This is a genomic window from Streptomyces sp. NPDC041135 (assembly GCF_055592085.1).
In genome coordinates this window covers 72,556-88,795 of the sequence record NZ_JBVIYZ010000006.1, presented here as the reverse complement: position 1 = coordinate 88,795, position 16,240 = coordinate 72,556, and the positions used below count along the sequence as shown (strand labels likewise).

Genomic DNA, 16,240 nt, shown 5'->3' with positions numbered 1-16,240 from the left:
CATGCTGTTTTCCAGCAAGGGCAAGCACCGCCGTCCGTCCAAGGCCATCCGCGCCGTCGCGCTCGCCGGTGTCACCGGTGCCGCGGTCGCCGCGCCGCTGATGGCGGCCGGCAGCGCCTCCGCCGCCACCGCCTCCGAGTGGGACGCCGTCGCCCAGTGCGAGTCGGGCGGCAACTGGTCCATCAACACCGGCAACGGCTACTACGGCGGTCTGCAGTTCTCCGCCTCCACGTGGGCCGCGTACGGCGGCACGCAGTACGCCGCCACCGCCGACAAGGCCGCCAAGTCGCAGCAGATCGCCGTGGCCGAGAAGGTCCTCGCCGCGCAGGGCAAGGGTGCCTGGCCGGTCTGCGGCACGGGCCTTTCGGGCGCCGCCTACAACGGCTCCACCGCTTCGAGCGGCAGCGGCACCGGCTCCTCCACCCCGTCCACCCCGTCCAGCTCGTCCGCCGGCACGGGTACCACCACCCGTTCGACCGACGACCAGGCCGCCTCGCGCTCCAGCGACCGCCCGGCCGCGAGCAAGACCGTCACCACCCCGACCGGCAAGAAGGTCAAGAAGGGCGACGGCGAGTACAAGGTCGTCACCGGTGACACCCTCAGCTCCATCGCCGCGGACCAGAAGGTCGCCGGTGGCTGGAAGAAGCTGTACGACCTCAACAAGGACATCGTCGAGGACGCGAACCTCATCTACCCGGGTCAGCAGCTGCACCTGAAGTAGGCCGCGTCCGGCACGGCCCGGCGGCGCACAGCCGCCGCCCTGCCCGGCCACAGCGCCCTCACAAGCGCGGCCCCCATACTGGAGGTCCCGTGAGGGTCCCCCCGTCCCCACGGGCTCCCCGCCCCGGTGCGTCGTCCCCCGTACGCACCGGGGCGGGGCTTTTTTTGGCCTCCCTTTGTTCCGTCAGCGAACAATGTGTACGGTCACCTTGTCCACGGGACGGTCGGTCGGCTGCCGGCGCCCCGGAGACGGTTAGGCTCTAGTCGCAAGGCACAGCCGTAAGGCAGACAGCCCCGCACTTCCAGCGTCACATCCAAGAAGGAGATGCTCGTGCCGTCCATCGACGTCGTCGTAGCCCGGGAAATCCTGGACTCCCGAGGCAACCCCACGGTCGAGGTCGAGGTCGGCCTCGACGACGGCAGCACGGGTCGTGCCGCCGTTCCGTCCGGCGCGTCCACCGGCGCCTTCGAGGCCATCGAACTGCGCGACGGTGACTCGAACCGCTACCTGGGCAAGGGTGTCGAGAAGGCCGTCCTCGCCGTCATCGAGCAGATCGGCCCGGAGCTGGTCGGCTACGACGCCACCGAGCAGCGCCTGATCGACCAGGCCATGTTCGACCTGGACGCCACCGACAACAAGGGGTCGCTCGGCGCCAACGCCATCCTCGGCGTCTCGCTCGCCGTCGCCCACGCCGCCTCCGAGGCCAGCGACCTCCCGCTCTTCCGCTACCTGGGCGGCCCGAACGCGCACCTGCTGCCCGTTCCGATGATGAACATCCTGAACGGCGGCTCGCACGCCGACTCCAACGTGGACATCCAGGAGTTCATGATCGCCCCGATCGGCGCGGAGTCCTTCTCCGAGGCGCTGCGCTGGGGCGCCGAGGTCTACCACACGCTGAAGAAGGTCCTGAAGAACAAGGGCCTGTCCACCGGTCTCGGCGACGAGGGCGGCTTCGCCCCGAACCTCGGCTCCAACCGCGAGGCCCTCGACCTCATCCTGGAGGCGATCAAGGAGGCCGGTTACACCCCCGGCGAGCAGATCGCCCTGGCGCTCGACGTGGCCGCGTCCGAGTTCTACAAGGACGGCTCCTACGTCTTCGAGGGCAAGAACCGCACCGCCGAGGAGATGACCGACTACTACGCCGAGCTGGTCGAGGCGTACCCGCTGGTCTCCATCGAGGACCCGCTGTTCGAGGACGACTGGGAGGGCTGGAAGACCATCACCGCCCGCCTCGGCGACCGCGTCCAGCTCGTCGGCGACGACCTGTTCGTCACCAACCCCGAGCGCCTCGCCCGGGGCATCGAGGAGGGCGCCGCCAACGCCCTGCTGGTCAAGGTCAACCAGATCGGCTCGCTGACCGAGACGCTGGACGCCGTGGAGCTGGCCCAGCGCAGCGGCTACAAGTGCATGATGTCCCACCGCTCCGGCGAGACCGAGGACGTCACCATCGCCGACCTGGCCGTCGCGACCAACTGCGGCCAGATCAAAACCGGCGCCCCGGCCCGCTCCGAGCGCGTCGCCAAGTACAACCAGCTGCTGCGCATCGAGGAGATCCTCGACGACGCCGCGGTGTACGCCGGCCGCTCGGCCTTCCCGCGCTTCAAGGGCCACGGCGAGGCCGCCCAGGGCTGACCCGCCGGGCGCCCGCCGGGGACACATCCCGGCCGTGCCGTAGCCAGTCGTACGTACGTCCCCGTACTCGGTCCCGTACCGTGTCCGGGGACGTACGCACGTGGAAGGGGAGGCGGACAGCCAGATGGCCGCGAAGGACCGGGACCGTTTCTCCACGGCGACCAGGCTGCGGGTGCTCGGCGAGCAGACCGCGGCCCGGGTCTACCGCTCCCAGACCAAGCGGCAGGCCCGCCGCTCCCGGCTCACCGGCCGCGCCGCGCTGCTCGCCCTCGTGCTGTGCTCGCTGATCGTCGCCCTGGCGTACCCGATGCGGCAGTACGTCTCGCAGCGCGCCGAGATCGCCGACGTGCAGCGCCGGCAGGAGCAGGCGCGCCGGCGCGTGGAGCAGCTGCGCGACCTCAAGGCGCGGTGGCAGGACGACGCCTACGCCGCCCAGCAGATCCGCCGGCGGCTGCACTACGTGCTGCCCGGGGAGACCGGGTACGTGGTCGTCGACCCCGGCGCGGCCCGCCAGTCCCGCGCCGACCTCGGGGCCGCCCACCGGCCCTGGTACGCGAACGTCTGGGACGGCGTCGACAAGTCCGACGCCTCCGATCAGTGAACCGACAGAAAGCCATCCGGAAAGCAGTCATGGATACGCCTCCGCCGCCCACCTTGCGCACCGAGCCCACCGACGCGGACGTCGAAGCCTTCAAGCAGCAGCTCGGGCGTCCGCCGCGGGGCCTGCGGGCGATCGCGCACCGGTGCCCGTGCGGGCAGCCGGACGTCGTCGAGACGGCGCCCCGCCTGCCCGACGGCACGCCCTTCCCGACGACGTACTACCTGACGTGCCCGCGCGCCGCCTCGGCGATCGGCACGCTGGAGGCGAACGGCGTCATGAAGGAGATGACCGAGCGGCTGGCCACCGACCCGGAGCTGGCCGCGGCCTACCGGGCGGCGCACGAGGACTACATCGCGCGCCGGGACGCCATCGAGGTCCTCACGGGCTTCCCGAGCGCCGGCGGCATGCCGGACCGGGTGAAGTGCCTGCACGTCCTGGTGGCCCACTCGCTGGTCGCCGGACCCGGCGTCAACCCGCTCGGCGACGAGGCGGTGGCCATGCTGCCCGAGTGGTGGCGCAAGGGCCCCTGCGTGACCCTGCCGGAGAACCTGGAGAACCCGCAGAACGCGGAGAACCCGGTCTCGGAGAACCCGGAGAGCACCGAGGAGGACGCGCAGTGACCCGTGTCGCCGCCATCGACTGCGGTACCAACTCCATCCGCCTGCTGGTCGCCGACGTCGACCCCGCGCGCGGCGAACTCGTCGACCTGGACCGGCGGATGACGATCGTCCGGCTCGGCCAGGGCGTCGACCGCACCGGCCGGCTCGCCCCCGAGGCGCTCGAGCGCACCTTCGCCGCCTGCCGCGAGTACGCCCGGGTCATCAAGGAACACGGCGCCGAACGCGTGCGTTTCGTGGCCACCTCCGCCTCCCGGGACGCGGACAACCGCGACGATTTCGTGCGGGGCGTGCTCGACATCCTCGGCGTCGAGCCCGAGGTCATCACCGGTGACCAGGAGGCGGAGTTCTCCTTCACCGGGGCCACGAAGGAACTGACCGGGCGACAGGACCTGGCGCGGCCCTTCCTGGTGGTGGACATCGGCGGCGGCTCCACCGAGTTCGTCGTCGGCGACGACCGGGTACGGGCCGCCCGGTCCGTGGACGTCGGCTGCGTGCGGATGACCGAGCGTCACCTGGTGCGCGACGGCGCGGTGAGCGACCCGCCGGCCGAGGAGCAGATCGCCGCCATGCGGGCCGACATCGAGGCCGCCCTCGACCTCGCCGAGCGGACCGTGCCGCTGCGCGAGGCCCGCACGCTGGTCGGCCTCGCCGGTTCGGTCACCACCGTCTCGGCCATCGCCCAGGACCTGCCCGAGTACGACTCCGCGGCCATCCACCACTCCCGCATCCCGCGCGACCGGGTCCGCGAGATCACCGGCGCGCTGCTGCGCTCCACGCACGCCGAGCGGGCCGCGATCCCCTCCATGCACCCCGGGCGGGTCGACGTCATCGGCGCCGGCGCCCTCGTCCTGCTCGCGATCATGGAGCGGATCGGCGCGGAGGAGGTCGTCGTCAGCGAGCACGACATCCTCGACGGCATCGCCTTCAGCTGCGCCTGACGGCGGCCGACGGCGCCTTCCCGGGCCGGCCGGACCGGCCCGGGATCCCTCGGCTGAGCAGGGCGGACAACGTTTGAGCGGGGTCTCGGGGCGGCGCGGGACCACTCCGGGGCGGCCCGGCGGAAAAGTTCGTGAAGTTCTTCACAAGGATTTCGGTCCGCGCGCGCGATTCCCGGCCCTCCACTGCCCCGTCCGGGCCGTCCAGAGGCGCCCGAGGGGGCTGAGGAAAGCGTTGCGGGAGGGTCGCGCGCGAGTGGCGCGGAGGTGTCCGCGAGGGCCTCACAGCGGGCTCTGAGGGCCGGAGAGGCAGCTCACGCGGCATTGACAACGGATCTTGCCCCGTGGCGGTTCCCCTGCGGTTTCATGACCTGGGTCACGTGGGCCGCGGAGTTTAACACAAGCCCTCCCGAAGCTTGTGAAGGGGCGCACGAGCAGCCCTCCAGAGGCGGGTGGATACTCGATGGCATGAGCACCACGGAGCGTCCCAGGATCCTCGTAGTAGGCGGTGGGTACGTAGGCCTGTACGCAGCTCGGCGCATTCTCAAGAAGATGCGCTACGGCGAGGCGACCGTCACGGTCGTCGACCCCCGGTCGTACATGACCTACCAGCCCTTCCTCCCCGAAGCCGCCGCCGGCAGCATCTCCCCTCGCCACGTCGTCGTCCCGCTGCGACGCGTGCTGCCGAAGGCGGAGGTCCTCACCGGCCGGGTCACCACCATCGACCAGGACCGCAAGGTCGCCACGATCGCCCCGCTCGTGGGCGAGGCGTACGAGCTGCCCTTCGACTACCTGGTCATCGCCATGGGCGCGGTCTCCCGCACCTTCCCGATCCCCGGCCTCGCCGAGCAGGGCATCGGCATGAAGGGCATCGAGGAGTCCATCGGCCTGCGCAACCACGTCCTCGAGCAGCTGGACAAGGCCGACTCGACGAACGACGAGGAGATCCGCCGCAAGGCGCTCACCTTCGTCTTCGTCGGCGGTGGCTTCGCGGGCGCGGAGACCATCGGCGAGGTCGAGGACATGGCCCGGGACGCGGCCAAGTACTACAAGAACGTCTCCCGCGACGACATGCGGTTCATCCTCGTCGACGCCGCGGACAAGATCCTTCCCGAGGTCGGCCCCAAGCTCGGCCAGTACGGCAAGGAGCACCTGGAGAGCCGCGGCGTGGAGATCTACCTCTCCACCTCGATGGACTCCTGCGTCGACGGCCACGTGGTGCTGAAGAACGGGCTGGAGGTCGACTCCAACACCGTGGTGTGGACCGCCGGCGTCAAGCCCAACCCGGCGCTGTCCCGCTTCGGCCTGCCCCTCGGCCCGCGCGGCCACGTCGACTGCGAGCCCACGCTCCAGGTCAAGGGCACGGACTACATCTGGGCCGCCGGCGACAACGCCCAGGTGCCCGACCTCGTCGGCCGCAAGGCCGGCAACGAGAACGCCTGGTGCCCGCCGAACGCGCAGCACGCGCTGCGCCAGGCCCGCGTCCTCGGCGACAACGTGATCTCCGGCCTGCGGGGCTTCCCGCAGAAGGAGTACGAGCACGCCAACAAGGGCGCCGTGGCCGGCCTCGGCCTCCACAAGGGCGTGGCGATGATCGTCATGGGCAAGATGAAGATCAAGCTCAAGGGCCGCCTCGCCTGGTACATGCACCGGGGCTACCACGGCCTGGCGATGCCGACCTGGAACCGCAAGATCCGCGTCTTCGCCGACTGGACCCTCGCCATGTTCCTCAAGCGCGAGGTCGTCTCCCTCGGTGCCATGGAGAACCCCCGCGAGGAGTTCTACGAGGCCGCCAAGCCGGCGCCGGTCGCCGCCGCGAAGACCGAGGAGAAGGCCAAGGCCTCCTGACCGGGGCCCGCTGACCTCCCCGTCCCGACCGACCCCGAAGGGGCCGCCCGCCATCCGTGGTGCGGGCGGCCCCTTCGCCGTACCCGGGCCCGTGCGGGCGGCCCCTTCACCATTCCCGGGCGCTGTGCGGGCGGCCCGTTCGCCCTGTCCGTATCCCGGCGGGTGGACGCGAGTCCCGGCGGGGTGGACGCCGGTCCCGGCGGGGTGGAGGTGCGTCCCGGCAGGGTGGACGCGAGTCCCGGCGGGAGGACGCGGGTCCCGGCGCGGGGCGCGGGGTCCGGCGCGAGCGTGCGAGGCACGCGCGAGCGTGCGGGTCCCGCGCGACTGTGCCCGCGTGAGCCCGGGTGCGTACGGGTGAGCCGCTGGCCGTCGAACGCCCCCCGGCGATCGAGTGAGCCACCGGCCTCGTGTCGGCCGGGCCGGATGGCGGGGAATGCCGTGCCCGTGCGCGATCGTTTTCCCGGAGGTCCGGAGCCCGGAGTCCGGACGAGACGGATCGAGTGGGCCGATGTCCTTGACGGAGGTAGCCATGGCCGACGCCGCGTCGCGGCTGACGAGTGTTGCCGAGCAGTTGCTGGGAGTGCTGTTCCCCTTGCGGATCCGCGCCTGGGACGGTTCCCAGTCCGGCCCGCCGGGCGCGCCGGTGCTCGTCGTGCGCAACCGCCGCGCCCTGCGCCGGCTGCTGTTCAAACCCGGCGAGCTGGGTCTGGCCCGCGCCTGGGTCGCCGGGGACCTGGAGGTCGAGGGTGACCTGTACACCGCCCTCGACGCCATCTCCGGCCTCGTCTGGGAGCGCGGCGAGGACGACCGTACCCTCGCCCAGGCGCTGGCCGATCCCGCGGTCCGGGCCGCCGGCCGTGAGCTGCTGAAGCTCGCCGGGCCGCCCATCCCGCCCGCGCCGCCGCGCGAGGAGGTCCGCAAGCGCCGCCACCTGCATACGCGCCACAGCGACCGGCGGGCCATCAGCCACCACTACGACGTCGGCAACGACTTCTACGAACTCGTCCTCGGCCCCTCCATGGTGTACTCCTGCGCCTACTGGGAGACCCCGGACGGCCGCCTGGAGGACGCCCAGCGCGACAAGCTCGAACTGGTCTGCCGCAAGCTGGGCCTGAAGCCCGGTCAGCGCCTGCTCGACGTCGGCTGCGGCTGGGGTTCCATGGCCATCCACGCCGCCCGCGAGCACGGCGCCGAGGTCGTCGGCATCACCCTCTCCCAGGAACAGGCCGCCTACGCCCGCAAGCGCGTCGCCGAGGAGGGCCTGACCGACCGCGTGGAGATCCGCGTCCAGGACTACCGGGACGTCGGAGACGGCCCCTACGACGCGATCTCCTCCATCGGCATGGCCGAACACGTCGGCGCCGACCGCTACCTGGAGTACGCCCGGGCCCTGTACGCGCTGCTCAAGCCCGGCGGACGGCTGCTCAACCACCAGATCGCCCGCCGCCCGCACCGCGACGAGGAGGCGTACCGCGTCAACGAGTTCATCGACGCCTACGTCTTCCCCGACGGCGAACTCGCCCCCGTCGGCACCACCGTCACCCAGCTGGAGCGCGCCGGGTTCGAGGTCCGGGACGTGGAGGCGATCCGCGAGCACTACGGCCTCACCCTGCGCCGCTGGGTCGCCAACCTGGAGGCCGGCTGGGACACCGCGGTCCGCCTCACCAGCCCGGCCCGCGCCCGCGTCTGGCGCCTGTACATGGCCGCCTCCGCGCTCGCCTTCGAGCACAACCGCATCGGCGTCAACCAGGTCCTGGCACTGCGCACCCCCGAGTCCGGGGAGCCGGGACTGCCGCTGCGCTCCCGCGCCTGGACCGCCTGAGGCACCGGCCCGTCCGCCGGGACGCGAGGGGCCCCGCCGCCTCCCGGCGGACGGGGCCCCGGCCCGCGACCTTCGTTCCGCCTACTCGGCCTACTCCGCCTTGATGGCCGCCAGCAGGTTCAGCCGGGCGGCCCGGCGGGCCGGCCACAGCGCGGCCAGGACGCCGACCGCGGCCGCCAGCAGCAGGAACAGCGCCATCCTGCCCCACGGCAGGACCAGTTCGTACGTCGGCATCCGGGTGCCGAGCAACTCACCGGCCGCCCAGCCGAAGAAGACGCCGAGGCCGAGACCCAGCACCCCGCCGAACAGGGAGATCACCAGCGACTCCAGCCGGACCATCCGCTTGACGGCCCCGCGGTCCAGCCCGATCGCCCGGAGCATGCCGATCTCCTGCGAGCGCTCGAACACCGACATGGCCAGGGTGTTGACGACCCCGAGGACCGCCACGACCACCGCCATGGCGAGCAGGCCGTAGACCATGTTGAGGATCAGCGTGAAGGTCTTCGCGATCTCGTCGGACAGGTCCTTCTTGTCCTGCACCCGGATCGCCGGATTGGAACCGAGGGCCTTCTCCAGCCTGTCCTTGGTCGCGTCGGAGGCGCCGCCCGCCGTCTTGACCAGGACCGTGGTGTCCGTCCTCGCCGACCGGTGCGGGGCGAGCACGGCGTCGTCGATCAGGATCTGCCGGAGCATCGCGTTGCCCTCGTAGACCCCGGCCACCGTCATCCGGCGCCGCTCGCCGTCCTCGAAGTGCACGGTGAACCGGGAGCCCGCCGTCCAGCCGTGCGCCTCGGCGGTGCCGTCGTCGACGACCACCCGGGAGCCGCCCACCGCGAAGGTGCCGTCGTCGACCGTCAGGTCGGTCAGCTCGCCGATCGTCGTGCCGTCGACGCCCGTCAGCTGCTCGCCGCGGCCGTCGACGCGGGCGGCCGCGTCCTGCATCGGGCCGGCGGCCGTGACGCCGTCGGTGGCGGCCAGCTTCCGGGCGACGGCGGGGGAGAGCGGGTTGCCGTTGGCCATGGAGACCACGTAGTCCGCGCGGAGCGCCGCACTGGCCATCGCGTCGATCGACTTCTGCAGGCTGCCCGCCATCACCGTCATGCCGGTGATCAGTGTCAGGCCGATCATCAGCGCCGAGGCGGTGGCGGCCGTGCGACGCGGATTGCGCACCGAGTTCAGGCGGGCCAGCCGGCCGGCGACGCCGAACACCCGCAGCACCGGGGCGGCGGCCGCGATCAGCGGGCGGGACAGCAGCGGGGTCAGCACGAACACGCCGGTGATGAGCAGGACCGCGCCCAGCCCCATCGGGGCCTGGCCGTCGGAGCCGTCCATCGTCGTGGCCGCCAGGACCACCGCCGCACCGGCCGCCGAGAACAGCGCGCCGAGCGTGTTGCGCAGCACCAGGGACCTGGTGGTCGCTTTGGCGTGCACGGCGCTCATCGCCGCCACCGGCGGGATCTTCGCGGCGCGGCGGCCGGGCAGCCAGGCGGCCAGCACGGTGATGACGACACCGACCGCGAGGGCGGTGAGCACGGTGGCCGGGGCGACGATCAGCGGCCCGTCGGGCACGCTCGCGTCGAGCGTGCCCATCAGCGCGCGCAGCCCCGCGCCGATGCCGATGCCGGCGACCAGACCGGTGACCCCGGCGACGGCGCCGACGGCGAACGCCTCGATCAGCACCGACCGGGTGACCTGGCGCCGGGAGGCACCGACCGCCCGCAGCAGCGCCAGCTCCCGGGTGCGCTGGGCGACCAGCATGGTGAAGGTGTTGGCGATGATGAACGTGCCGACGAACAGCGCGATACCGGCGAAGACCAGCAGCCCCTGCTTCAGGCCGCTCATCGACGACGCGATCGTGCGGGCCTGCTCGGCGGCGAGCCGGCTGCCGGTGGTGGTCTCGGTCAGCCCCGCGGGCAGCGCCCGGTCGAGCCGGGCCTTCAGCACCGACTGGCCGGTGCCGGCGGCCGCGCGGACGTCGATCTCGTCGTAGGTGCCGGGCTTGCCGAACAGCCGCTGGGCGGTGGCCGTGTCGAACAGGGCGAGGCTGCCGCCCGCGGCGACGTTGCCGTCGTCGGTGGTGAAGATGCCGGACACGGTCGGTGTCAGGACGGGGCCGTCCACGGAGATGCGTACGGTGTCGCCGACCCGGTAGCCGGCGCGCTCGGCGGTCCGGGCGTCGATGAGCACCTGGTGCGGGCCGTGCGGGGCGGTGCCGTCGGTCAGCGGGTAGCGCGGGTCGTGGGTGCCCCAGTAGTTGCCGCCCTCGGAGCGGAAGCCGCCGCCGATCAGCTTGCCGTCCTTGCCGGCGATGGCGGTGAACCCCTCGACCACGCCGACGGCCCCGGCGGCGCCCGGCACCCGGGCGCTGCGGTCCAGCAGTGCCCGGGTCAGCTCGGGGGTCCGGCCGACGGTGTCGCCGCGGTCCGGGCGGGTCTTGGCGCGCACGGCGACGTCGACGTGGTCGTAGCCCTTGGCGGAACTCTTCTGCAGGGCCGCGGAGATGGTGTCGGTGAAGACCAGCGTGCCGGAGACGAAGGCCACGCCGAGCAGCACGGCGAGCACGGTCATCAGCAGCCGGGCCTTGTGCGCGAACACGTTGCGCAGGGCGGTGCGGAACATCAGCCGGCCAGACCCTTCACGTCGGCCCCGGCGGCCTCGGCGGTCCCCGCGCTGCCGCCGGGGAACTGCCGCATGAAGTCGAGGACGCCTGCGGCGGTCGGCCGCCGCATCTCGTCGACGACGCGCCCGTCGGCCAGGAACACCACCCGGTCCGCGTACGCCGCCGCCACCGGGTCGTGGGTCACCATGACCACCGTCTGGCCCAGTTCGCGCACCGAGTTGCGCAGGAAGCCGAGCACCTCGGCGCCGGAGCGGGAGTCGAGGTTGCCGGTCGGCTCGTCGCCGAAGACGATGTCGGGCCGGGAGGCGAGGGCCCGGGCGACGGCGACGCGCTGCTGCTGGCCGCCGGACAGCTGGGAGGGGCGGTGGCGCAGCCGGTCGGCGAGCCCCACCATCGCGATGACCCGCTCCAGCCACTCCCGGTCCGGCTTGCGGCCGGCGATGTCCATCGGGAGGGTGATGTTCTCCAGGGCGGTCAGCGTCGGCAGCAGGTTGAAGGCCTGGAAGATGAAGCCGATCTTGTCCCGGCGCAACCTGGTCAGCTGCTTGTCCTTCAGGGAGCCCAGTTCGGTCTCGCCGATGCGCACCGACCCCGAGGAGAAGGTGTCCAGCCCGGCCACGCAGTGCATCAGCGTGGACTTGCCCGACCCGGACGGCCCCATGATCGCGGTGAACTCGGCCTGCCGGAACTCGACGGTGACCCGGTCCAGGGCGACCACCTGGGTCTCACCCTGTCCGTAGGTCTTGGACAGCTCCGTGGCGCGTGCGGCCACGGCGGTGGTCCGGGCGGCGGTGGGTGTGGTGGTCACGGGGAGGTGCTCCTGTCGGGCGGGACGGTGGTTGCTGGGACCCGTCCATCGTTGCGGCCCGCCCCGGCCTCTGAAGTCAGCCGCTGATCCGGTTCCGGGGGGCGACTGCGGTCGCACCGGCCGCCGCCGCGTCATACCTGGGGATGACACGGACCTCGGGGACCGGCACGCGCGGAGGGCAAGAACAGGTGGAGCCCCCTTGTTCAAGCGGTGAAATTCCGTCATTCCGCGTACGCGCGCACCCACGCCGCGTCACGCTATTGGCAAGTGCGGATGGCTCGTTCCCCGGGCTGATGCACCCTCAGACATCAATAAAATAAGACAACATCGGTCAACCGCGCCGCTGTTCGGGGGGCGTATCCCGATAGGGTCGAGACCTCGCAAGCGGAGCCCATGGCCTGCCCGGATGGTGGAATGCAGACACGGCGAGCTTAAACCTCGCTGCCCCTCGCGGGCGTACCGGTTCAAGTCCGGTTCCGGGCACCACCGCCCCACGCCGCCCGTCGAAGACGTTCCCCTCCGCCGGCGACCCGCACCTCGTTGACAGTCGGTCCGTGTCGCCGGACACTCTCCGGATGTGAGTGAAGAATTTTTCACCACACGAACAAGCGGCAAGGTGAAGCAAGCAGACCACGCGAACCCCGGGAGGGGTCGGGAGAAGGGGGCGGCCCCATGCGCGCCACTGTCGGGATCATCGGGGCCGGGCCCGCCGGGCTGCTGCTCGCGCGGCTGCTGCACCGCGCCGGGATCGACTCCGTCGTCCTGGAGAGCCGGGACCGGGAGTACGTCGAGCAGCGCCAGCGCGCCGGCATCCTGGAGCAGGGGACGGTGGACGTGCTGCGGGCCGCCGGGGCCGGGGAGCGGATGGACCGGGTCGGGCTGCGGCACGACGGGATCGAGCTGCGGTTCGAGCGCAGACGCCACCGCGTCGACTTCCCCGCGCTCACCGGCGGGCGGTCGGTGACGGTCTACGCCCAGACGGAGGTCTGCAAGGACCTCGTCGAGCTGCACCTGAAGGACGGCGGGCCGCTGCTGTTCGAGGCGGAGGCGCTGGCCGTCGAGGGCGCCGAGGGCGACCGGGTGCGCATCCCCTTCCGGCACCAGGGGCGCGAGGGCGTTCTGGAGTGCGCGTACGCCGTCGGGTGCGACGGGTTCTGGGGCGTGTCCCGGCAGGCCTTCCCGGCCTCCCTGTCCCGGGTCTTCGAGCGGAGCTACCCCTACTCCTGGCTGGGCATCCTCGCCGACGTCGCCCCCTCCCACGACGAGCTGGTCTACGCCCGCCACGAGCGCGGCTTCGCCCTGCTGTCCATGCGGTCCCCGTCCGTCTCCCGCCTCTACCTCCAGGTGCCCCCCGGGACGGACGCCGAGGAGTGGGGCGACGACGCGATCTGGGACGAGCTGGAGCGGCGCTTCGAGACCGAGGACGGGTGGCGGCTGGAGCGCGGGCCGATCACCCAGAAGTCGGTCACGCCCATGCGGTCCTTCGTGCACGAGCCGATGCGCCACGGCCGCCTCTTCCTGGCCGGCGACGCCGCCCACATCGTGCCGCCGACCGGCGCAAAGGGGCTCAACCTCGCCGTCGGCGACGTCGTCACGCTCGCCCGCGCCCTGGCTCACGAGAAGGGGACCGGTTCCCCGGCCCTCCTCGACGCCTACGCAGGCAGCTGCCTGCGCCGCGTCTGGCAGGCCGAGCGGTTCTCCTACGACATGACGACCCTGCTGCACCGGGCCCCCGACGCCACCGCCTTCGAGGACCGCCTCGCGCTGGCCCGGCTGGAGCGCATCGCCTCCTCCCGCGCGGCCGAGACCGACCTCGCCGAGGCCTACACGGGCTTCCCCCTGGACTGAGGCGGCGGGGATGCCCCGCGGGACCGGATGGCCGGGGCCTTTGTGGCCGGGAATCGGGCGGCCGCGTAGCGTGTTGCGCAGCATGGTGAGGGAAAGATCCTCCCCAAGTACTACGGACTATCCTTTGCCAACCTATTACTCTTGAGCCAAGGCCCACAGAGGGTGGCCATGGAGGAGTGAAATGAGGAGCAGCAACCCGGTCTTCTCGCGACGGGGCTTCAGCCGCGACAACGGCTACGCGGACTTCAACACCGCGCCGCAGGCCGGGTACGCCCAGGGCGGCCCCTACGCGCAGAACCCGTACGCGCAGAACCCGTACGGCCAGAACCCGTACGCCCAGCAGGACACGCAGTACGGCGCCCCGCCGCAGGCGCCGGCCGGCACCGGCCGGATGACGATGGACGACGTCGTCCTGCGCTCGGCCACCACGCTCGGCGTGGTCGCCGTCGGCGCGGTGCTCGCCTGGGTGCTGCTGCCGGTCTCGACGACCAGCTACGGACTGGCCTTCGGCGCCGCGATCATCGCGATGGTCCTGGCCCTGGTGCAGAGCTTCCGGCGCACGCCGTCGCCCGCCCTCATCCTCGGGTACGCCGCCTTCGAGGGCGTCTTCCTCGGCGTGATCAGCGAGATGTACAACAGCCGGTGGAGCGGCGCCCCGTTCCAGGCGGTCCTGGGCACGATGGCGGTCTCGGCCGCGACCCTGCTGGTCTACCGGGCCGGCTGGATCCGGGTCACCGCCCGCTACGCCCGCATCGGCATGGCCATCGCCATCGCGTTCGTGCTGGTGATGGCGGTGAACCTGCTGCTGGTCGCGTTCGGCGTCGCCGAGAACGGCGGGCTGCGCAGCTTCGGTCCCCTCGGCGCGGTCGTCGGCATCTTCGCGATCCTGCTCGGCGCCTTCTTCCTGACCCTCGACTTCAAGCAGATCGAGGACGGCATCGCCTACGGCGCCCCGCGCAACGAGGCCTGGCTGGCCGCGTTCGGCCTCACCCTGACCCTGGTGTGGATCTACGTGGAGATGCTGCGGCTGGTGGCGATCTTCAGCAGCAACGACTGACCGGCGCCGGCCCCGGCCGGCCACGCGACGTCGGAAGGGCCCCGGTTACCGCCGGGGCCCTTCGGCGTTCTCGGCGTTCCTCCGCCCGTGCGCGGCCGCGCGCGAGTGGGGACAGGCCCTAGAGCAGCTTGCGCGCCGCCCTTCTCAGGTCGTACTCGTGGATGAGCGCCTTGGCGTGGCCGTACGCCAGGTTGTGTTCGTGCCGGAGCCAGCTGACCTTCTCCTCGAAGCGGAAGAGGGCCGGGCCTTCCTCGACGGTGCGCAGCCAGTCGGCGACTTCACGACCGGTGCAGTGGGGGATGCGGGCGAGCATGTTGCGGTGGGTCTCCTGCGAGAGGACATGGGACATCGGCGCCTCCGGACGCAAAGGGATGTAAGCCGGTCCTTCAGGTCACCGTGCCTGAGCCCCCGCGTGTTGGCAACAGTGCGGCCGCGACGCGTTACGCTCACCGCGTGGTTGACACGACACCTCTGACGCGCGCCGTGGATCACTTCGCCGACCGGCTGCGCGCGGCGCCGCAGAGCCGGCTCCAGCGCGGGGCGGCCGCCGAGGCCCTGGGCGTGGCGAGGGACCTGGCGCGGCGGGCGCAGCTGCGCGAGGACCCCGGGCGGGAACCGCGGGAGATGCCGGACGCGGGCATGTTCGCCGCCGCCGACCAGATCACCGTCGCCGGGCACGACCTGGCGATGGTGCTGACCAGCGACGGCGAGGTCGAGGAAGCGGTCCGGCTGGTGGAGGAGGCCCGCAAGCGGGCGGGAGTGTGAGACCCGGGCGGCGGGAGGTCAGGCCGCCGGGAGCGGGATGCGCGCCCGGGGGAGCGGGGGGTGCGGCGCCGGAGCGTCGCACCGCGCGGTCACAGCGACGCGATGACCCGGTCCGCCAGGATGTAGACGTTCTCCTCGCCGCACGCGAAGGTCAGGGTGTAGGCGCCGGAGATGCCCGAGCCGCCCAGCAGGTACGGGAACTCGCCCTTGCGCAGCGCCGCCGCCAGGTGTTCCGCGGTCTCCCGGTGGCCCGGCGTCATGCACAGGGTGGTGCCGTCGGCGAAGACGTAGACGTCCAGCGTGCCGAGCGGGCCGGGGCGGACGTCGGCGAGCGGGGTGCGGGCCTGGGCCAGCTCCTCCAGCGTCGTCACGGTGCGCTCGTGGTCGTTGACCAGCGGGGACTGCACCGGCACGAAGTCCGGGTGCGAGGGGTGGCGGCGGCGGGCGGCGGCCAGGTCCGGGGACTCCCCGGCGAACTCGTCGCTGTCCGCGGACGGCTCGGACACCGTCTCCAGGCCGGCGAAGTCGCTCTGCCGCGGCATGAACAGGTCGCCGTCGGTCAGCCCGAGCAGGGTGGGCGCGTCGGAGACGTCACGCGCCTCCTGGGCCGCCCAGAAGGCACGGGCCTCCGCCAGCTCCCGCTCACGCTCCTCGGCCAGCGCCTCGGCGACGGCCGTCCGTATCTCCTCGGCGTCCGGCGTCGTGCGGGCCGCCGGCAGCAGGCCCCGCGTGGCGGCGGCGGCCCGGCTCTCGGCCAGCTGGGTGTGCAGCTCCGCCACCTGACGGCGCAGCACCAGAACGCTGCGCAGGACGGCGACGCCCACGCCGCCGGTGGCGGCCGTGGTGAGCAGCAAGGCGATGGGCATGGCGCTCACTGACGTACTCCCGGTTCACAGTCGACCCCCGACTTCCTACATCAGCTTGAAGGGTGGACTAACCACCTGTCAGTGCGTAGCGTCACGA

14 protein-coding genes and 1 tRNA gene are annotated in these 16,240 nt (G+C 72.2%); 11 read left to right on the top strand and 4 right to left on the bottom strand.

The window, feature by feature from the left end; translation table 11 throughout:
- Window position 1 precedes the first annotated feature (1 nt).
- The 7 genes from ACZ6CZ_RS16185 to ACZ6CZ_RS16155 all read left to right on the top strand — a co-directional run bounded on the left by ACZ6CZ_RS16185 (window position 2) and on the right by ACZ6CZ_RS16155 (window position 8,179).
- The gene (locus ACZ6CZ_RS16185; protein WP_469020760.1) at window positions 2-721 is read left to right on the top strand and encodes a transglycosylase family protein; all 720 of its coding nucleotides are present in this window, start codon (window positions 2-4) and stop codon (window positions 719-721) included.
- A gap of 330 nt (window positions 722-1,051) precedes the next feature.
- The gene (gene eno, locus ACZ6CZ_RS16180; protein WP_469020758.1) at window positions 1,052-2,353 is read left to right on the top strand and encodes a phosphopyruvate hydratase; all 1,302 of its coding nucleotides are present in this window, start codon (window positions 1,052-1,054) and stop codon (window positions 2,351-2,353) included.
- A gap of 124 nt (window positions 2,354-2,477) precedes the next feature.
- Window positions 2,478-2,954: an FtsB family cell division protein gene (locus ACZ6CZ_RS16175; protein ID WP_469021619.1), complete on the top strand. Its 477-nt coding sequence runs from the start codon at window positions 2,478-2,480 to the stop codon at window positions 2,952-2,954.
- Between the two features lie 29 nt (window positions 2,955-2,983).
- The gene (locus ACZ6CZ_RS16170; protein ID WP_469020753.1) at window positions 2,984-3,574 is read left to right on the top strand and encodes a DUF501 domain-containing protein; all 591 of its coding nucleotides are present in this window, start codon (window positions 2,984-2,986) and stop codon (window positions 3,572-3,574) included.
- On the top strand, window positions 3,571-4,512 hold the full coding sequence (locus tag ACZ6CZ_RS16165) for a Ppx/GppA phosphatase family protein (protein ID WP_469020749.1): 942 nt from the start codon (window positions 3,571-3,573) through the stop codon (window positions 4,510-4,512). Before ACZ6CZ_RS16170 ends, ACZ6CZ_RS16165 begins: the two co-directional genes overlap by 4 nt.
- A gap of 465 nt (window positions 4,513-4,977) precedes the next feature.
- Window positions 4,978-6,357: an NAD(P)/FAD-dependent oxidoreductase gene (locus ACZ6CZ_RS16160; RefSeq protein WP_469020746.1), complete on the top strand. Its 1,380-nt coding sequence runs from the start codon at window positions 4,978-4,980 to the stop codon at window positions 6,355-6,357.
- 529 nt (window positions 6,358-6,886) lie between these two features.
- Window positions 6,887-8,179, top strand: coding sequence for a class I SAM-dependent methyltransferase (locus tag ACZ6CZ_RS16155; RefSeq protein ID WP_469020743.1), 1,293 nt, complete (start codon window positions 6,887-6,889; stop codon window positions 8,177-8,179).
- A 90-nt stretch (window positions 8,180-8,269) separates the two neighbouring features.
- Here the strand turns inward: ACZ6CZ_RS16155 and ACZ6CZ_RS16150 are convergent, their stop codons facing one another.
- Both ACZ6CZ_RS16150 and ACZ6CZ_RS16145 read right to left on the bottom strand, forming a co-directional pair.
- A complete protein-coding gene (locus tag ACZ6CZ_RS16150; protein WP_469020740.1) occupies window positions 8,270-10,798 on the bottom strand; it encodes an ABC transporter permease in 2,529 nt (842 codons plus the stop codon).
- Complete coding sequence (locus ACZ6CZ_RS16145; protein ID WP_469020737.1) at window positions 10,798-11,607, bottom strand: ABC transporter ATP-binding protein; 810 nt, start codon at window positions 11,605-11,607, stop codon at window positions 10,798-10,800. Before ACZ6CZ_RS16145 ends, ACZ6CZ_RS16150 begins: the two co-directional genes overlap by 1 nt.
- Window positions 11,608-12,007: 400 nt before the next feature.
- On the opposite strand from ACZ6CZ_RS16145, the gene ACZ6CZ_RS16140 reads away from it, so the two are divergent.
- The 3 genes from ACZ6CZ_RS16140 (at window position 12,008) to ACZ6CZ_RS16130 (ending at window position 14,512) form a co-directional block, all read left to right on the top strand.
- A tRNA-Leu gene (locus ACZ6CZ_RS16140) sits at window positions 12,008-12,093 on the top strand.
- Between the two features lie 186 nt (window positions 12,094-12,279).
- Window positions 12,280-13,455, top strand: coding sequence for a 4-hydroxybenzoate 3-monooxygenase (locus ACZ6CZ_RS16135; protein WP_469020734.1), 1,176 nt, complete (start codon window positions 12,280-12,282; stop codon window positions 13,453-13,455).
- 181 nt (window positions 13,456-13,636) lie between these two features.
- Window positions 13,637-14,512, top strand: a complete 876-nt coding sequence (locus ACZ6CZ_RS16130; RefSeq protein ID WP_469020731.1) for a Bax inhibitor-1/YccA family protein — start codon at window positions 13,637-13,639, stop codon at window positions 14,510-14,512.
- Window positions 14,513-14,630: 118 nt separating this feature from the next.
- Here the strand turns inward: ACZ6CZ_RS16130 and ACZ6CZ_RS16125 are convergent, their stop codons facing one another.
- Entirely contained in the window at window positions 14,631-14,861 is a 231-nt protein-coding gene (locus tag ACZ6CZ_RS16125; RefSeq protein ID WP_469020729.1) for a DUF4287 domain-containing protein, read from the bottom strand.
- Between the two features lie 104 nt (window positions 14,862-14,965).
- Here ACZ6CZ_RS16125 and ACZ6CZ_RS16120 point away from each other — a divergent pair, with 104 nt between their 5' ends.
- Window positions 14,966-15,277 (top strand): hypothetical protein, encoded by a 312-nt coding sequence (locus tag ACZ6CZ_RS16120; protein ID WP_469020726.1) that lies wholly within the window; start codon window positions 14,966-14,968, stop codon window positions 15,275-15,277.
- Between the two features lie 89 nt (window positions 15,278-15,366).
- Here the strand turns inward: ACZ6CZ_RS16120 and ACZ6CZ_RS16115 are convergent, their stop codons facing one another.
- Entirely contained in the window at window positions 15,367-16,152 is a 786-nt protein-coding gene (locus ACZ6CZ_RS16115; protein ID WP_469020724.1) for a hypothetical protein, read from the bottom strand.
- Window positions 16,153-16,240: the final 88 nt, after the last annotated feature.

Coding starts and splice junctions, on each gene's coding strand:
- ACZ6CZ_RS16185 (WP_469020760.1), top strand. CDS start 2: ATGCTGTTTTCCAGCAAGGGCAAGCACCGCCGTCCGTCCAAGGCCATC.
- ACZ6CZ_RS16175 (WP_469021619.1), top strand. CDS start 2,478: ATGGCCGCGAAGGACCGGGACCGTTTCTCCACGGCGACCAGGCTGCGG.
- ACZ6CZ_RS16170 (WP_469020753.1), top strand. CDS start 2,984: ATGGATACGCCTCCGCCGCCCACCTTGCGCACCGAGCCCACCGACGCG.
- ACZ6CZ_RS16160 (WP_469020746.1), top strand. CDS start 4,978: ATGAGCACCACGGAGCGTCCCAGGATCCTCGTAGTAGGCGGTGGGTAC.
- ACZ6CZ_RS16155 (WP_469020743.1), top strand. CDS start 6,887: ATGGCCGACGCCGCGTCGCGGCTGACGAGTGTTGCCGAGCAGTTGCTG.
- ACZ6CZ_RS16150 (WP_469020740.1), bottom strand. CDS start 10,798: ATGTTCCGCACCGCCCTGCGCAACGTGTTCGCGCACAAGGCCCGGCTG.
- ACZ6CZ_RS16135 (WP_469020734.1), top strand. CDS start 12,280: ATGCGCGCCACTGTCGGGATCATCGGGGCCGGGCCCGCCGGGCTGCTG.
- ACZ6CZ_RS16130 (WP_469020731.1), top strand. CDS start 13,637: ATGAGGAGCAGCAACCCGGTCTTCTCGCGACGGGGCTTCAGCCGCGAC.
- ACZ6CZ_RS16125 (WP_469020729.1), bottom strand. CDS start 14,861: ATGTCCCATGTCCTCTCGCAGGAGACCCACCGCAACATGCTCGCCCGC.